13 protein-coding genes, 3 tRNA genes and 9 pseudogenes are annotated in these 15,286 nt (G+C 67.1%); 10 read left to right on the top strand and 15 right to left on the bottom strand.

Annotation, left to right across the window (positions count from 1 at the left end; genetic code table 11):
* Positions 1-26 precede the first annotated feature (26 nt).
* The 5 genes and pseudogenes from K0H76_RS04340 to K0H76_RS04320 form a co-directional block, all read right to left on the bottom strand.
* A complete protein-coding gene (locus K0H76_RS04340; RefSeq protein WP_258934597.1) occupies positions 27-260 on the bottom strand; it encodes a hypothetical protein in 234 nt (77 codons plus the stop codon).
* A gap of 112 nt (positions 261-372) precedes the next feature.
* The gene (locus K0H76_RS04335) at positions 373-843 is read right to left on the bottom strand and encodes a hypothetical protein (RefSeq protein WP_258934596.1); all 471 of its coding nucleotides are present in this window, start codon (positions 841-843) and stop codon (positions 373-375) included.
* Positions 844-1,027: 184 nt separating this feature from the next.
* Positions 1,028-2,048, bottom strand: a pseudogene (fbaA, locus tag K0H76_RS04330) (class II fructose-bisphosphate aldolase).
* 104 nt (positions 2,049-2,152) lie between these two features.
* A pseudogene (locus K0H76_RS04325) lies at positions 2,153-2,463 on the bottom strand (AzlD domain-containing protein).
* Between the two features lie 78 nt (positions 2,464-2,541).
* Positions 2,542-3,119 (bottom strand): annotated as a pseudogene (locus tag K0H76_RS04320) (AzlC family ABC transporter permease).
* A 142-nt stretch (positions 3,120-3,261) separates the two neighbouring features.
* On the opposite strand from K0H76_RS04320, the gene K0H76_RS04315 reads away from it, so the two are divergent.
* Positions 3,262-3,828 carry an aspartate/glutamate racemase family protein gene (locus K0H76_RS04315; RefSeq protein ID WP_258934595.1) on the top strand — a complete coding sequence of 189 codons (567 nt, stop codon included), beginning with the start codon at positions 3,262-3,264 and terminating at the stop codon, positions 3,826-3,828.
* A gap of 115 nt (positions 3,829-3,943) precedes the next feature.
* Here K0H76_RS04315 and K0H76_RS04310 read toward each other — a convergent pair.
* Positions 3,944-4,585, bottom strand: a pseudogene (locus K0H76_RS04310) (RNA methyltransferase); the annotation flags it as partial.
* Positions 4,586-4,661: 76 nt separating this feature from the next.
* On the opposite strand from K0H76_RS04310, the gene K0H76_RS04305 reads away from it, so the two are divergent.
* Both K0H76_RS04305 and K0H76_RS04300 read left to right on the top strand, forming a co-directional pair.
* Positions 4,662-5,855, top strand: a complete 1,194-nt coding sequence (locus K0H76_RS04305) for an aminotransferase class I/II-fold pyridoxal phosphate-dependent enzyme (RefSeq protein WP_258934594.1) — start codon at positions 4,662-4,664, stop codon at positions 5,853-5,855.
* Positions 5,856-5,878: 23 nt separating this feature from the next.
* A complete protein-coding gene (locus K0H76_RS04300; RefSeq protein ID WP_258934593.1) occupies positions 5,879-6,412 on the top strand; it encodes a GNAT family N-acetyltransferase in 534 nt (177 codons plus the stop codon).
* Positions 6,413-6,422: 10 nt separating this feature from the next.
* Here the strand turns inward: K0H76_RS04300 and pyrE are convergent.
* Positions 6,423-6,982, bottom strand: a pseudogene (gene pyrE, locus K0H76_RS04295) (orotate phosphoribosyltransferase).
* 108 nt (positions 6,983-7,090) lie between these two features.
* Here pyrE and nadE point away from each other — a divergent pair.
* A pseudogene (gene nadE / locus K0H76_RS04290) lies at positions 7,091-7,920 on the top strand (ammonia-dependent NAD(+) synthetase).
* 13 nt (positions 7,921-7,933) lie between these two features.
* Positions 7,934-8,733, top strand: a pseudogene (locus tag K0H76_RS04285) (exodeoxyribonuclease III).
* Between the two features lie 55 nt (positions 8,734-8,788).
* Here K0H76_RS04285 and K0H76_RS04280 read toward each other — a convergent pair.
* From K0H76_RS04280 to K0H76_RS04265, 4 genes are all read right to left on the bottom strand, one after another.
* A complete protein-coding gene (locus K0H76_RS04280) occupies positions 8,789-9,439 on the bottom strand; it encodes a DUF4282 domain-containing protein (RefSeq protein WP_258934592.1) in 651 nt (216 codons plus the stop codon).
* A 136-nt stretch (positions 9,440-9,575) separates the two neighbouring features.
* Positions 9,576-9,651: transfer RNA gene (locus K0H76_RS04275), tRNA-Phe, on the bottom strand.
* An 18-nt stretch (positions 9,652-9,669) separates the two neighbouring features.
* Positions 9,670-9,746 (bottom strand) — tRNA-Asp (locus tag K0H76_RS04270).
* Positions 9,747-9,818: 72 nt separating this feature from the next.
* Positions 9,819-9,891: transfer RNA gene (locus K0H76_RS04265), tRNA-Glu, on the bottom strand.
* Between the two features lie 73 nt (positions 9,892-9,964).
* Between K0H76_RS04265 and K0H76_RS04260 the strand changes: the two are divergent.
* The 5 genes and pseudogenes from K0H76_RS04260 (at position 9,965) to K0H76_RS04240 (ending at position 13,064) form a co-directional block, all read left to right on the top strand.
* A pseudogene (locus tag K0H76_RS04260) lies at positions 9,965-10,354 on the top strand (metallopeptidase family protein).
* Between the two features lie 364 nt (positions 10,355-10,718).
* Positions 10,719-10,946 carry a hypothetical protein gene (locus tag K0H76_RS04255; protein ID WP_258934591.1) on the top strand — a complete coding sequence of 76 codons (228 nt, stop codon included), beginning with the start codon at positions 10,719-10,721 and terminating at the stop codon, positions 10,944-10,946.
* The gene (locus tag K0H76_RS04250) at positions 10,943-11,566 is read left to right on the top strand and encodes a hypothetical protein (protein ID WP_258934590.1); all 624 of its coding nucleotides are present in this window, start codon (positions 10,943-10,945) and stop codon (positions 11,564-11,566) included. Before K0H76_RS04255 ends, K0H76_RS04250 begins: the two co-directional genes overlap by 4 nt.
* A 485-nt stretch (positions 11,567-12,051) precedes the next feature.
* The gene (locus K0H76_RS04245; RefSeq protein WP_258934589.1) at positions 12,052-12,942 is read left to right on the top strand and encodes a hypothetical protein; all 891 of its coding nucleotides are present in this window, start codon (positions 12,052-12,054) and stop codon (positions 12,940-12,942) included.
* Complete coding sequence (locus tag K0H76_RS04240) at positions 12,837-13,064, top strand: C40 family peptidase (RefSeq protein ID WP_258934588.1); 228 nt, start codon at positions 12,837-12,839, stop codon at positions 13,062-13,064. The genes K0H76_RS04245 and K0H76_RS04240 overlap by 106 nt, the downstream gene beginning before the upstream one ends.
* Positions 13,065-13,113: 49 nt before the next feature.
* Here the strand turns inward: K0H76_RS04240 and K0H76_RS04235 are convergent, their stop codons facing one another.
* The 4 genes and pseudogenes from K0H76_RS04235 to K0H76_RS04220 all read right to left on the bottom strand — a co-directional run bounded on the left by K0H76_RS04235 (position 13,114) and on the right by K0H76_RS04220 (position 15,127).
* A complete protein-coding gene (locus K0H76_RS04235) occupies positions 13,114-13,617 on the bottom strand; it encodes a universal stress protein (protein WP_258934587.1) in 504 nt (167 codons plus the stop codon).
* A 212-nt stretch (positions 13,618-13,829) separates the two neighbouring features.
* Positions 13,830-13,994 (bottom strand): hypothetical protein, encoded by a 165-nt coding sequence (locus tag K0H76_RS04230; protein ID WP_258934586.1) that lies wholly within the window; start codon positions 13,992-13,994, stop codon positions 13,830-13,832.
* Positions 13,973-14,164 carry a universal stress protein gene (locus tag K0H76_RS04225; protein ID WP_258934585.1) on the bottom strand — a complete coding sequence of 64 codons (192 nt, stop codon included), beginning with the start codon at positions 14,162-14,164 and terminating at the stop codon, positions 13,973-13,975. The genes K0H76_RS04230 and K0H76_RS04225 overlap by 22 nt, the downstream gene beginning before the upstream one ends.
* A gap of 80 nt (positions 14,165-14,244) precedes the next feature.
* Positions 14,245-15,127, bottom strand: a pseudogene (locus K0H76_RS04220) (glycerophosphodiester phosphodiesterase).
* Positions 15,128-15,286 lie beyond the last annotated feature (159 nt).

Below are 15,286 nucleotides of genomic sequence, written 5' to 3'. Positions count from 1 at the left end.
GCAGTTTTCACACTCGTCACGCAGAATTAACCCGGCGTTGGGGCATCCGCCCAGGCGCGCATGATGCTGACCGCCTCGTCGAAGGACGAGACCCTATGACCCGGGGCGCCGAGCCCGGTGCTGAAGCGGTCGATCAGGACGGTCTCTCCACCGAGGTCCGCGACAGGGGCAAGGTCGTTCTTCCAGATGTCGCCCACGGACAGGATGCTCAGCCCGTTGAGATCGTCGTGGCGGGCGGCCTGCTGGAGCGCCTCCGGCATGCCGTAGGGCTTGCGCGCGCTGTTGATGACCTCGTCGAAGGACTCGTGCAGGCCTAGGGCGTCCAGCCAGCGGTCGAACCCTTCGGTAAGCGGGTGGTGATCAGCACGACCCTCACACCGGCGGCACGCATCTCCGCGATGAGCCGACCGGCCTCCTCCGGCGCGTGAACGTCGGTCTGCTCCAGGCCCTCCCCACAATGCGGCGGCGCGCGGCCATGAACGCCTGCCCCGTCTGGGCGTCATCGAGACCGGCCTGGCGGCCCAGAAGCTGGACCAGCTGGTAGCCGTCCTGCAGCGGCCAGGCCACAGGATGCGCACCCTGCACCCCGAACGTCTCACGCAGGAGGGGCGGCTCGCCGTTCTCGTCCACGTCGATCTCCGGGATGGACAGAGAGTCGGATGACAGTGCCTGCGCGACGATTCGGGCGATGCTTCGGCCCAGGCCCGGAAGGCCGTGCTGGGCGATCAGCTCATCCGCCTGATGCGCGTAGAGCATGGTAAGCTCGTCGCCGAGGCAGACCGTCCCGTCGAAGTCGAGGATGAGCAGCCTGCGCCGGTGATCGGAAGCTGAGGAGCTGAGCACGATGATGAGCCTTAGGGGACGGGAATGAGGGGAAGCAGCGGAAGTCGCCTATGGACGCATTCTCCGCAGTGGAGAACTATAGGCGACGCCCTATGCTCCCCGGGCTCCGCCTCGCTGACCGGCCGATGATGCACAGGGACCCCGCAGGCGCGCTGCCTGCGGGGTCCCTGTGCCGTGCATCCGACTACCTGATCGTCTTCCCTGCGCTGCCGAGGACTGTGCCGCCTCGACGATGCGTGCGGCCATCCCCTCCTCGGCCTTCTTGCCCCACACGCGGGGGTCGTAGGTCTTCTTGTTGCCGACGTCGCCGTCGACCTTCAGCACGCCGTCGTAGTTCTCCAGCATGTGCCCGGCCACCGGGCGGGTGAAGGCGTACTGGGTGTCGGTGTCGATGTTCATCTTGATGACGCCGTAGCTGACGGCATCCTCGATCTCCTGCTGGCTGGAGCCGGAGCCGCCGTGGAAGACCAGGTCGAAGGGACGCGCCGAGCCGTACTTCTCGGCCGTCGCCCGCTGAATCTCATCGAGGATCTCCGGGCGCAGCTTCACGTTGCCGGGCTTGTAGACCCCGTGCACGTTTCCGAAGGTCAGAGCGGTGATGTAGCGGCCGTGCTCGCCGGTGCCCAGAGCCTCAAGGGTCGCGATCGCATCGTCGACGGTGGTGTAGAGCTTCTCGTTGATCTCGTTCTCCACACCGTCCTCCTCGCCGCCGACGGTTCCGATCTCCACCTCAAGGATCTGCTTGGCGGCGGCCGAGCGGGGCAGCAGCTCAGCGGCGATCCGCAGGTTCTCCTCGAGGGTCTCCGCGGAGCCGTCCCACATGTGGGAGTTGAAGATGGGGTCGCGTCCGGCCTTCACCTCGGCCTCGGAAGCCTCCAGCAGGGGCAGGACGAAGCTGTCGAGCTTGTCCTTGGGGCAGTGGTCGGTGTGCAGGGCGATGTTGACCCCGTAGTTCTTCGCGACCTCTTTGGCGAAGGCGGCGAACGCCCTGGATCCGGTGACCATGTCCTTCACGGACGAGCCCGACCAGTACGCGGCGCCGCCGGTGGAGACCTGGATGATGCCGTCCGACTCTGCGTCGGCGAAGCCTCTGATGGCCGCGTTGAGCGTCTGGGAGCTCGTCACGTTGACCGCGGGGTAGGCATATCCATAACCTTGGCCGCGTCAATCATCTCGGTGTACTTGTCCGGGGTTGCAACGGCCACGTGATGCTCCTCTGTCGGTGAAGTCGGTCGGGGAACGCCCTCATGCACGTTCTCCGCACCCATCCTAACGAGACGCGAGCCACACGTAACCCTGTGCGTCTCGATCAGGGGAATCCGAGGAGCCTCAGTCCGGCGGCTGCGAGGGCGCCGATGACCACGACGAGGATGAAGGGAGCTCTGAGCATCAGCGCCGCGGCGGCAGCGACGAGCGCTCCGAGACGGGAGTCAGAACGAAGCCGCCGTCGTAGGAGACCGCGTTCATGGCGACCAGCGCCGCGAGCAGTCCGATGGTGAGCATCCCCGAGATGCGCACCACGGCCGGACAGGCCAGCCACGCGGTAAGCACCAGGTAGCCGAGGATCTTCAGCGCGTACGCTGCGACGCAGGCCAGCACGATCCATGCCCAGACGCTCATGCCGCTCGCCGCTCCCTGCTCCGCTCGAGACGCGACGCGACCGTCCCCAGAGCACGGTCACCGCAGCGGCCAGCAGGATCAGCACCCCGCGGGCACCACCGGCATCGCGATCACCGTGACGAGAGCCGCGACGACGGCGAGCGCCCAGGGCTCTGCTGCCTTCAGCCGGGGCCAGAGGAGACCGAGGAACGCCGCGACCACCGCTCCGTCGAGGCCGAGTGCTTCGGGGTCCGCCATCACGTCTCCGAGGAGCGCGCCGATCACCGTGGCCAGTGACCAGCCGATCCAGATGCCCATCCCGGTCAGCCAGAAGCCGCGGCGCTGCTCGGGGCCCGCCTCCTGGGCCGTCGCCGCGGCCATGCTCTCGTCGATCGTGACCTGGGCCGCCAGCAGCCGCTTCAGCCCCGAGGGCTGAGCATCGCCTTGATCTGAGCCGCGTAGAGCGTATTCCGAACCCCGAGCAGGGTGGCGCTGGTGAATGCGGCCGCGGGAGAGCCATAAACGGCCGCGACGCCGATGAAGGCGAACTGCGAGCCTCCGGTGAACATCAGCACGCTCAGGGCCACGGCCTGCCAGACGCTGAAGTAAGCGGCCACTGCCAGTGCGCCGAAGGAGATGCCGTAGAGGGAGACGGCGAGTGTGATGGATGCGGCCATCCTGCTCGCGGGGTCACCCGCAGCAGCGCCTCACCGTCCTTCCGCCCCTCGCAGCCCACCGGCACATCGTACGCAATGCCGTGCGCGGCGAGTCGACCCCAAAGCGCGCCCACAGGGTGCGGACCCGGCTATGGTTTCTTCGATGAAGATCGGCGTTTTCGATTCTGGGCGCGGGGGCGAAGCAGTCGCCGTCCGTCTCCGCGAGCTCCTGCCCGACTCCGAGGTGCTCACCGCCCACGATTCGGCCAACGTCCCCTACGGGAGCCGCTCCGAGGCGGAGGTTCAGCGCCTCACCGAAGCCGGCATCCGGCCGCTGCTGGACGCCGGATGCGACACAGTGGTCCTCGCCTGCAACACAGCCACCGCCGCGGCCATTGAGCATCTGCGGCGACAGATCCCAGGCATCCCATTCGTCGGCCTAGAGCCAATGGTCAAGCCCGCCGCGGCAATGAGCCTCAGCGGCGTCATCGCCGTCTGCGCCACACCCGCGACCCTGGACAGCGCGCGCTACGCAGCTCTGAAGGACCGGTGGGCACCGGGTGTTGAGGTGGTGGAGCCTGACTGCCGCGACTGGGCCGCAAGCATTGAGCGGGATGGTCCCGAGAGCGTGGACCTCAGCCCCTGGTCGAGACGGTGCGCAGCTCCGGTGCCGACGCGGTGGTGCTGGCCTGCACCCATTACCACTGGATCCGGGACCGCATCGAAGTAGGCTGCGCGCTGACCTGCCCGATCGTTCGGTCACCGTCCTCGAGCCGTCCGATGCGGTGGTAAGCCAGGTCGCACGGGTGCTCTCCCAGTCGGCGGGACGCGCTCGGGGTGCGGCCTCAGCCGAGCGGGGCCCCGTGGTCTGAGCCGTCTGCGCCGCCGGGCGCTGCGTGCTGCCGGACCCATGCGTGCATGGCGATGCTTAAACAGCTACGCCCGCGTTGATGGAGCGGGTGGAGCCGAACTGGGCGATCGAGAGGGTCGCCGCGGCGGCGTCGCGGATCTGATCGCTGAGCCCGGGGCCCTCCTGCCCGAAGACCAGGACGCAGTCGCGCGGCAAACTGAAGGTCTCCAGCGGGACCGAATCGGGAAAGAGGTCCACCCCGAGCACCGGCAGCCCGGCGTCCTGCGCCCAGGCGACGAAGTCCTCGACGGTGGGATGGTGCCGCACATGCTGGTATCTGTCGGTGACCATCGCCCCCGTCGGTTCCACCGCTTCTTCCCGATGATATGGACTTCCTGGGCCAGGAAGGCGTTCGCGGTGCGGACGACGGTGCCGATGTTGAAGTCGTGCTGCCAGTTCTCGATCGCCACGTGGAATCCGTGGCGTCGCGTGTCCAAGTCGGCGACGATGGCCTCACGGCTCCAATAGCGGTAGGCGTCCACCACATTGCGACGGTCGCCGTCGCGCAGCAGCTCCCCATCCCAGTGCTCGTAGGCCGGGAGGGCCCTTCCCAGGGGCCTACGCCGACTTCGCGCTGGAGCTCCTGAGGCCCGAGCTCGTCATCTTTCTCCCCGGACCCTGACTCATCCGGCTGAGCGTACTACGCTCAACGCATGGGCCAGACAGCAGAATCTCCTGACAACCCGCTTGAGCAGCTCTCCCTGGAGCAGCTGCGCCACCGCCGGTCTGCGAAGTGGCGGGTGTTCGGCGACGACGTGCTTCCGCTCTGGGTGGCCGAGCAGGACACCCTTCTTGCCGAGCCCGTCGCCGAGGCGCTGCGCCGTGCGGTGGAGATCGGCGACACCGGCTACCCCACCACCGCACCCTTCGTGGAGGCCTTCTGCGGATTCGCAGCGCAGCGGTGGGGCTGGGAGGTCTCAGCATCCCAGGTGCGCCCCGTCCGCGATGTGATGAGCGGCGTGGTGAACGCGCTGCATCTGATCACCGAACTGGCGGACACCGTGATCGTGAACTCGCCGGTCTATCCGCCGTTCTTCAAATATCCCTCCTCCGGAGGACTGCGCGTGGTCGAGGCCCCGCTCGGAGCCGACGGACGCATCGACTTCGAGATGCTGGAGGAGTCGTTCAACCTGCGCACCTCGGGCGGCAGCGCGGCCATGCTGCTCTGCAACCCGCAGAACCCGACCGGCGTGGTCCACACCCGCGAGGAGCTCGAGCAGGTCGCGGAGCTCGCCCACTCCTACGGAGTTCGGGTGGTCGCCGACGAGATCCACGCGCCCCTGGTCTACGACGAGCACAGCTTCACGCCGTACCTGACGGTGGATCCTGCGGGCCTGTCCCTCATGTCCGCGTCCAAGGCCTGGAACCTGGCGGGCGCGAAGGCGGGCCTCCTCCTCGTAAGCGACGACGCCGTGGGCGAGCTGCAGAACCTGCCCTCCGAAATCGCCTACGGGCCCAGCCACCTCGGAGTGCTCGCCCAGACAGCGGCCTACAGCGAGGGCGGACCGTGGCTGGACTCGCTGCTGACGGGGCTGGATTCCAACCGCAGGCTCCTCAGCGAGCTGCTCCAGAAGCACGCGCCGCAGGTCGGCCACACCATGCCGGAGGGCACTTACCTGGCATGGCTGGACTTCTCCGCCTACGGGTTCGAGACGGATGAGCCGACGGGCGGCACCGAATCGCCCATCCAGGGCCCCGCGCGGCACCTGCTCGCGGAGGCCGGAGTGGCGCTGAGCGGCGGGCACGGATTCGGCACCGGCGGCGAACGGCACGCCCGGCTGAACTTCGCGTGCTCGCAGTCGACGCTCACCGAGGCCGCAGAGCGCATCGGCCGGGCGCTCGGCTGAGCTTCTCGGCTACCCTCTGCAGGGTGACTGAACCGATCATCCGCGACGCGCAGACCGCAGACCTCGACGCTGCGGCGACCATCATGGAGCACTATGTGCTCAGCACTCTGGCCACCTTCACGCATCGGGCACCGACCGCCGCTGACTGGCAGGTGCGCATGGAGCGCATGCGGGAGGACGGCCTGCCCTTCCTCGTGGCCGAGCTGCACCCGGAGGCGGAGAGCGCGGACGAGGCGCCCGGCGAGATCGTCGGCTTCGCCTATGCGGACTGGTGGCGCCCGAAGTCCGAGCACCGCATCACGGTTGAGGACAGCATCTACCTCAGTCCTGCTGCCGTAAACCGCGGCGTCGGAACCGCGCTCCTGAGCGCTCTGATCGAGCGCTGCGCCGAAGCGGGGCACCAGCAGATGATCGGCGTGCTCACCGATGAGGAGAGTGAGGCGTCGTTCGCCCTGCACACCAAGCTGGGCTTCCGTCCCGTCGGCCACCTGCCGCAGGTCGACGTCAAGCACGGCAGGACGCTGGGCACATACCTGCTCCAGCGCCCCCTGCGCTGAGGCGGGGTGCTCACTCCAGGCCGAGGTCGTCCTTGGTGTAGGCGTAGAGATAGGGAACATCCGCCTGCTGCGCAATGTGATCCCCGGCCCCGGTTGCCCGGTCCACGATGACGGCCACAGCCTGGACGATGCCGCCCGCTGCGCGGACTCCCTCCACTGCTGTCAGCGCCGAGCCTCCTGTGGTGGAGGTGTCCTCCAGGACCACCACTCGGCGACCCTCCACTGAGGGCCCTCCACCTGGCGCCCCATTCCGTAGTCCTTCTGCTGCTTCCTCACCACGAACGCGTCCACGCTGCGGCCCTGCTCCCGCGCGGCGTGCATCAGAGCCGTTCCGACCGGGTCCGCACCCATCGTCAGCCCTCCTGCGGCGTCGACGTCGATCCCCGCCTCGTCGAGGAGGTTCAGCATCACCCGGCCCACCAGGCCGGAGGCCTCGTGGTGGAGTGTGACGCGGCGCAGGTCGACGTAATAGTCGGCCTCTCTGCCCGAGGAGAGGGTCACCCGACCGCGCACCACGGCGAGGTCGCGGATGAGTTCGTTGAGACGGTCGCGGTCAGCAGCAGAAGTCATACAGGTATCCTATGATCCGTCGTGCCGGGACTGTGCGCGCCCTCCGTCAAGGCGGCGTTCAGCCGCCATTCACATCTGGGTCACGAAGCCCCGGATACACTGCGCAGTATGGGTGATCTGCGGAATCAGATTCTGGAAGAGATGGGCGTCAGCCCCACGATCGACCCCACCGAGGAGGTGCTGCGCCGCACGACGTTCCTGGCTGAGTACGTGAAGGCCGCGGGAGCGGACGGCCTGGTGCTGGGCATCTCGGGCGGGGTGGACTCCTCGTTGGGCGGACGACTGTGCCAGCTGGCCGTCGAGAAGCTGCGCGAGGACGGGTATGAGGCGACCTTCCATGCGATGCGGCTCCCGCACGGGGTCCAGCATGATGAGGAGGATGCCGAGCGGGCGCTCGGATTCATCGGCCCGGACCGCCTGCACACCTTCAACATCGAACAGGCCGTCGCCGGGATGGATGCGGCCTTCGCCGAGGGCCACGGCCGACCCCTGAAGGACTACCACCGAGGCAACGTCAAGGCGCGCCTGCGCATGGTGGCCCAGTATGCGGTGGTAAGCGAGAACAACGCTCTGGTGGTCGGCACAGATCACGGGGCCGAGGGCATCACCGGCTTCTTCACCAAGTACGGGGACGGCGGCGTGGACGTCGCCCCCTGTTCACGCTGAACAAGCGGCAGGTCAGGCAGATCCTGAAGCACCTGGGCGCGGAGGAGAGGCTCTACACCAAGGCTCCCACCGCCGATCTGCTGGACGACAGCCCAGGACAGCTTGACGAGACGGAGCTCGGCATCACCTACGACGAGATCGACGACTACCTGGAGGGCCGCGAGGTCTCCGCGGAGACGGCAGCCCGGCTCGAGAACCAGTGGCTGAAGACGCGCCATAAGCGCACAGAGCCGGTCACGATCGCCGACCAGTGGTGGAAGTCCGAGTCCTGATAGCGTTCTGGCGATGCGCATCGCTACATGGAACGTCAATTCGCTGCGGGCCCGGGCCGACAGGGTCGAGGAGTTTCTGGAGCGCCAGGACGTAGATGTTCTGGCCATCCAGGAGACCAAGTGCAAGGACGAGAACTTCCCGTGGGAGGTCTTCGAGCACAACAGCTACGACGTGGCCCACTTCGGCTACGACCAGTGGAACGGCGTCGCCATCGCCTCGCGCGTGGGCATGAAGGACGTGGAGAGGACCTTCCCCGACCAGCCCCCTTCGGGAAGGCGGGAAGGACCCGGTTCAGGAGGCTCGGGCGATCGCTGCAACATGCGGCGACGTGCGGGTGTGGTCCCTCTACGTCCCCAACGGCCGCTCGCGCGACGATGAGCACATGACCTACAAGCTCGGCTGGCTGAACCGCCTCCGCGACCATGCCGAGGCCTGGCTGACCGAGACGCCCGACGCGCAGATCGTGCTGGTAAGCGACTGGAACGTGGCGCCGGAGGATGAGGATGTCTGGGACATCGACTTCTTTGAGAAGAACCGGCTGACCCACGTCACCGACGAGGAGCGCGCCGCGTTCCAGGGTTCCTGGACGCAAGCTACGCGGACGTGGCCCGCCCCTACACTCCGGGGCCCGGGGCGTACACGTTCTGGGACTACACGAGCCTGCGCTTCCAGAAGAGGCAGGGCATGCGGATCGACTTTCTCCTCGCCTCCCCGCACTTGCGGACCGTGCCGCAGACGCGTTCATCGACAAGGACGAGCGACGCGGCAAGGGTGCCAGCGATCATGCGCCGGTGATCGCAGACTTCAGCTGATCGCGAGGAGGACGCGGCGCGGCCTCACACGGACCGCAGCCGCGTCCTCCTCGCCTCATCTGCGGGCGTTGAGCCGCTCCAGTTCCTCGACGGCGATTCCGGTGTTCTCCGCTGTACGGATGGCAGCGATCATGAACTCAAGAACCACGCGCAGAACGATCAGCTGCACGGCAGACCAGATGGTCCCGCCGATGACGCCGCCGAGGAACATCAGGACGGCCAGAACCCCGTTCTCCTGAGCGACAGCAACTGTGAGCACCAGCGTCGCAATCATGGCGATGATCCAGCCGATGGCGATGGCGACCAGCAGGATCACGTAGATGAACGACGCGAACTTGATCGCGACGAAGCTGCGGAACGTCAGGTCGAACAGAGCACCGAAGAACCCTTTGCGGCGGGCCGGGTCCCGACGCGGCTCTCCTGACCCGTCCGAGCCTCCGCCGGGGCCGGTCGGCGGCTGGTACGGGGCTGATACCCCCGCCGCCCACTGGCGGGCCCGGGTAGGGCGGACGCGGGGGCGTGGGCCCCTGCGCCTGGTGCTCAGCAGCGGTAAGCTCCGGCCGGTGCGGCTCGGCAGGCTCGGGCCGGTGAGCTTCGTTGGGCTCCGGGGATGCGGGTCTGCGCCTTCGGACTCCGGTCCGTGGGGCTCCGGCGGTTGAGGGGCTGAGTCATGAAGAGTCCTGCCTCTGCACAGTGGGGTCAGCACAATCGGCTGAACGGCTCTGTCAGCCGTCTGAGGCTCATCCTTTCAGCCCCGAGCCCAAGAGACGAGAGCACACTCGGTTGTGACGCAGATAGCCCCCGCACTCCGAAGAGTACGGGGGCTATCTATGACACCGGATTGGTGGCTCCGACCGGCGTCGATCCGGTGACCTTTCGATTTTCAGTCGAACGCTCTACCAACTGAGCTACAGAGCCTTCACTGAATCCGATGCCTGGCGACCCTGACGGGACTTGAACCCGCGACCTCCACCGTGACAGGGTGGCGCGCTAACCAACTGCGCCACAGGGCCATATTTTCAGTTGTACCGGCCATGACGGCCGAGGAAGAACGTTACCAGTGCTTTGCCTGCAACGCCAATCCGTACCCCCAACGGGATTCGAACCCGTGCCGCCGCCGTGAAAGGGCGGTGTCCTAAACCGCTAGACGATGGGGCCTGCTCCATCGCGTTCGAAAGCCCACGATGAGGACCTGATAAGAATAGTCGCTCCGGCGCAGCCTGTCAAATCAGTGCCGACGCCCCTAGAGTGGGGACATGGTCCCTGCGATGTCAGACGAGGAGTTCGACGAGGCCGTCGGCGTCGCACTGGAGTCCATTCCGGAGCGCCTCGCCTCGAAGATCGACAACGTGGCGGTCTTCGTCGAAGACGTCTACACCCCAGAGCCGTGGGAGGACCCGGAGACCACGCTGCTCGGACTCTACGAGGGCATCCCTCTGACGGAGCGCGGGGAGGCCCCTGGGCGATGCCCGACCGCATCACGCTCTACAAGGAGCCGATTCTGAGCATCTGCAGCAGCCGCGAAGAAGTGATCGAACAGGTTCGCATCACTGTGGTGCACGAGGTCGCGCACTACTTCGGGATCGACGACGAGACCCTGCACCGCCTGGGCTGGGGCTGAGCCCTCACAGTGCGGCCCCCAGCGCATGACTCCGCTTAGCACAGGCCTGTGACAAACCTGGGCAATGGCCAACCTTCAAGTAGCTTGAAGGTTCATCGAGACTGATTTGTAACCCTGGATCCGCGTCATCATGCGGATCTAGGGCTCACAGTTCAATCACAGAAAAAGCGACACACCTTGTCGTCGTGACCTTTCGCAATTAACGTGAGCGGAGCAGCACCACGACAGGACCCAACCGGTTCAGAGCTTTCCCATCGCTCGACACCGGATGAGGAGCTTCCCATCGCTCACCCTCATCCGCTCTGTGCCGACCCGGCCCCACCTGGAGCCCCGCTGCGCCCGAGGAACAAAGTGAGGAACTGCTGTGAACAACCGTAATCTTGCGGTGGCGGCCGTCACCGCCGTGATCGTGACCACCGCCCTGGTCGGAACGACCCTGCCCGACATCGTCGCCGACCGCATCAACAATGCGGTCGAGCAGCGGGACAGGGCGGCACCGTCGAGGGCGGCACCACCACGGCCCTGCCCGCCAACCCATCCGTCGACGACATCTCCGGTGCCAAGAGCGACCGCGGGGCCAGCGACCGCATGATCGCTGACATCGTAAGCCGCATCGACCAGGCCAGCGCTCGCGCTGACGAGCTGGAGCAGAACCTGATGCGCCAGCAGGCTGAGGCGTCTGAGCGCCTCGCCGCTGCAGAGGAGGCCGAAGAGGCCGCTCAGCAGGCGCGGACCGAGGCCGAGGCCGCCATGGCCGTAGAGGACACTGAGGACGACGACACCTCTGCCGCAGATGTCCTCCTTGGTGACGAAGACGCTCTGGCCGACGACGCCACGGACCAGCAGCTCGAGGACCGCGCCGAGTCTGACGCCGTCGCCGCTGAGCAGACGGCACGCGAAGCCGAAGCTGAGGCGGAGCGCCTGGCAGAGGAGGCCCGCGAGGCCGAGGCCAGCGTCGACACCAGCAGCAGCTCAACCGTCGAGGACGTGGAGGAGCTCGGCGCCAACGTCCACCGCCAGATGGTGGCTCTGCACGAGCTCGAGGGCGAAGGCTACTCGCTCCAAGAGTTCTACGAGATGGTCCTCGGCAATTCCGACTTCCTCGACGACGACGGCGATGTGGACTATCAGGCCCTGGCCTTCCGCGTGCAGCAGCTGCGCGCCGAGGCAGAGCAGGCCGAGGTCCGCGACGAGGACGTGCAGGCTGAGTAGGCGTCCAACACCTCTTCGGAGGATGCGGAAGGGAAGCCGCATCCTCCGAAGATGAGGATGAGGAGGAGGAAGCGTCGGAGGAGCCCAGCGAAACAGCTGAGCCCACCCCATCCGCAGAGCCGACTCCCACTGAGGAGCCCAGCGAAACAGCTGAGCCCACCCCATCCGCAGAGCCGACGCCCACCGAGGAGCCGACTCCCACTGAGGAGCCCAGCGAAACAGCTGAGCCCACCCCATCCGCAGAGCCGACGCCCACCGAGGAGCCGACTCCCACTCAGGAGCCCAGCGAAACAGCTGAGCCCACACCATCCGCAGAGCCCACCCCCACGGCGGAGTCCACTCCCACCGAGCGAGCACGCTCCGGCCCCGCACCGTTCAGCCAGCTCTCATCGAGCCAGCGAGACCTGCTGGCCGAGGCCGCAGAGCTCGAGAACATCTCCAGCGCCTCGAACTACTACACGCTGGCGCAGAGCAACGACACGTTCATGTCCTCAGACGGCTCGTTCAACTTCGACGCCATGTCTGACCACGTGCGCTACCTCGAATCCAACGCGTCACCCACCCCGTCCTCGACACCGAGCCCGTCCCAGACGAGCTCCTCGTCGAACAGCAGCTCATCCGGCTCCTCGTCGAACTCAAGCAGCAGCTCCAGCTCCTCATCGAGCAGCAGCTCCTCGTCGAGCAGCTCCAGCTCATCCAGCTCTTCGTCGAGCTCGAGCTCGTCCTCGAGCGGCAGCTCCAGCTCCTCGTCCGCTCCATCGATCCCCTCCTATGGGAACCTCAGCGGCGATCTGCGCCGACTGATGGAACGGGGCGCGGAGCTGGAGCCCAACTTCTCCGGCTCAGGCAGCGACTACTACCGAGCGGTGCTGAACAACGATGCGCTGACGGACTCGAGCGGCCGTGCTTCGCAGGTGGCGATGACCTCGCACGTGAACATGCTCGAGTCCCGCCACGGCGGCTCCAGCTCCTCGAGCAGCAGCTCCGGATCCAGCTCGAGGCCCGTCAACGTCCAGCAGCCCCACCCAGTCCAGCTCCCCGAGCTCGAACTCGACCAGCTCCGGATCGGGTGCGACCCCGGCCTCAGCGCCCGCTCCGGGTGGGGCGCCACCGCGGCGGTCAGTGCGGCACGCAGCATCGTGAACACCCCGGTGTGTTCTACCGGCACGCTAAACAATGGACCGACCGCCTACGACTGCTCCGGCTTCACCACCGCAGCCTTCCGCGCGGCAGGGATCAGCCTCCCCGGACCGCCGCTCAGCAGTCCACGGTGGGGACCACCGTCTCCATCAGTGACCTGCAGGCCGGGGACCTGGTCTTCTGGGGCGGCCGCGGAAGCGCCTACCACGTGGCCGTCTACGCAAGCGGCGGCATGATCCTCGACGCTGGCACTCCGGCCTCCGGTGTGACCGAACGTCGCATGTTCGGCGGCGCCTCCACGGTCAGCGCGTGGGCTGACGCCAGAGCCTCACCACGCAGGTGGGCCCCGGGGATATGACATCCCCGGGGCCCACCTGCGTCTGGCGTGCGATATGGGCTCAGAGCCCCTAGAGAACGGGCCCGAACTCATCGCGGTTAGCAATGCGACGATCGGAGTTCTCCGGCACCACCATCAGCGGGCTTACCGCACGCTGGATCACGCCTTGGGATGTGGAGCCCAGCAGCATGCCGGCGAATCCTCCGCGGCCCCGAGTGCCGAGGACGGTGAGCTGAGCATGGCGCGTCTGATCGACCAGCACGTCCACCGACGTGCCGGACTGAACCTCATAGTCGATGTGCAGCGACGGGTAGTGATAGTTGAGCCAGAGCGCGCCGGCGTAGAGCTTGCCCCTCAGCTCCTCGATCGCTTCAGCATCGTCGATGTGAGTCGGAGCCCACATGGTGATGGCGCTGACGGGCGGCAGTGCGCACACCAGCCTCAGCGTGGTGCCGCGCTCAGACGCTTCTCGGGCGGCGGTCAGTGCGGCCACTCGGCCGTAGTCGGATCCGTCCACTCCTGCGATCACCGGCCGCGGGTCCCGCTCGCGGATGGGCTTGGCGCCCTGCTCCACCAGGCTTGCTTACGCAGCGGCCCTGGGCCGTCCGACTCGGAGACGATCGGTATGGCCCCGGTTGCCGAGGTCACGGCATTCTCTGCCTGCGACGAGAACTGCAGAGGCACGAGAACGACCGGCGAGTGCGCGTGCGCGGGCAGCGCTGACGAGACGGAGCCGAGCAGTTACCGAGGAACCCTCCCCGGCCTCGGGTGCCGATCACGACCAGCTCAGCGGTCCGCGACTCCTCGAGGAGCACCGTCGAGGATCCCCGATTCGACGCGGTAGGCCACCTCCGCCGGGTAGTCCCGGAGAAACTCCCTGGCCTGCTCGATGACGCCGTCAGCTCCGGCGCGCAGGCCGGAATCGTCCATCATGGCGTAGCCGCCGTCCATGGAGGAGGCGGCGAAGGTGGCATCGAGTATGCGGTCAGCACCGACAGCGGCAGTCCGCGTCGGTAGGCCTCAGCCGCGGCCCAGTGCGCGGCGCGCAGAGACTGCTCCGAGCCGTCCACTCCCACCACCACTGCGCCGCTGGGGCTCGTGCTCCCACGTGCATCCGTCATGAGTGACCTCCCTCACTGAGTACGGTCTCCTCATTCTACGCGGAGAGGATCCGGCCCGGCAGGAAGCCATGGGCCAGCTCTCAGCTCACGCTCGCCTGCGTCGAGACCTCATTGACCATCCGGCCCGGAAAGTTCGTCGTCAGCTCCTGGACCCCCAGCGACAGAAGGAGCTGCGCGTCCTCGGACTCATCCACGGTCCACACGCGCAGGTGCGCGCCCGGGCGATCCAGGCTTTGGCCTCAGCACGGTGCGCGCGCACGAAGCTCATCCCCGGGCCCGCGATGCCGACCTGCCTGTTCCACACCAGCGCCTCGGCGTCTTTGACAGCGCCGCGCATCACTGCGGAGATCAGGGGCCTGAATGCCGCACCCAGGGGCGTGCGTCCCGCACGAGCGCCGACGTCCTCGGATGTCACCGGGGCGAACAGGGCGCAGAGCTTCTCCGCTAAGCACCATCTCGGCCAGGTGCATGAGGGATCCCGGGTGAAAGCTCATGAAGGACACTTCGACGGCCTGTCCCTCCTTCACACCTATGAGAGACGTCTCCGGATCCCACCCGTAGGACAGCAGCGTACGGAGGACGTGATCTTCGAGCTGATGGCCGAAGGGGACGGATGCTTCAGCTCGATGGCCAGGCGCACGCTTCGACCAGCAGTGAGCAGCAGCTCCAGAGTGTCCCCAGGGTCATCAGCTGACTGCGGAGCCCGCCGTACTCGGCGGGAATCGCTGAGGTCTTCCAGCTGCAGACGTCGAGTCGGCGAAGCTCAGCCAGGGTCCGCTCCGCCACCAGGCCTCGGGCGTCGGTGGTTCGGTCCAGAGTCTCGTCGTGGAAGCACACCACCTGGCCGTCCTTGGTGAGATGCACATCGATCTCGAGCCCATCGGCTCCTTCTGCCAGGGCGTGGAGGTAGGCGGCGCGGGTGTGCTCGGCGAATGCTCCGGAGGCACCGCGGTGGGCGAAGATCTGCGCGCGTCGCCTGGTCGGCGCGGCGGCAGGGGCAGGGGCTGTGGACTGTGCGCTGAAGAGGCCTGTCGTCACAACCCCTATGCAAGGCGATGAAATCAACCGGAGAGGGGCGACGGGTGAAACCCAGACAGAACGTCAGGTGAACAGTGGGTGAAC

Source organism: Nesterenkonia pannonica, from assembly GCF_019575955.1.
Taxonomy (GTDB): Bacteria; Actinomycetota; Actinomycetes; order Actinomycetales; family Micrococcaceae; genus Nesterenkonia; species Nesterenkonia pannonica.
Note: the sequence above shows the minus strand (reverse complement) of the source record. Positions and strands in the feature narration are given on the sequence as shown.

Excerpts from the sequence above, each read along its gene's own strand:
- K0H76_RS04225 (WP_258934585.1), bottom strand. The coding sequence starts at position 14,164 with ATGACGGATGCACGTGGGAGCACGAGCCCCAGCGGCGCAGTGGTGGTG.
- K0H76_RS04250 (WP_258934590.1), top strand. The coding sequence starts at position 10,943 with ATGATCGCTGACATCGTAAGCCGCATCGACCAGGCCAGCGCTCGCGCT.
- K0H76_RS04340 (WP_258934597.1), bottom strand. The coding sequence starts at position 260 with ATGCCGGAGGCGCTCCAGCAGGCCGCCCGCCACGACGATCTCAACGGG.
- K0H76_RS04305 (WP_258934594.1), top strand. The coding sequence starts at position 4,662 with ATGGGCCAGACAGCAGAATCTCCTGACAACCCGCTTGAGCAGCTCTCC.
- K0H76_RS04245 (WP_258934589.1), top strand. The coding sequence starts at position 12,052 with ATGTCCTCAGACGGCTCGTTCAACTTCGACGCCATGTCTGACCACGTG.
- K0H76_RS04315 (WP_258934595.1), top strand. The coding sequence starts at position 3,262 with ATGAAGATCGGCGTTTTCGATTCTGGGCGCGGGGGCGAAGCAGTCGCC.
- K0H76_RS04230 (WP_258934586.1), bottom strand. The coding sequence starts at position 13,994 with ATGGACGGCGGCTACGCCATGATGGACGATTCCGGCCTGCGCGCCGGA.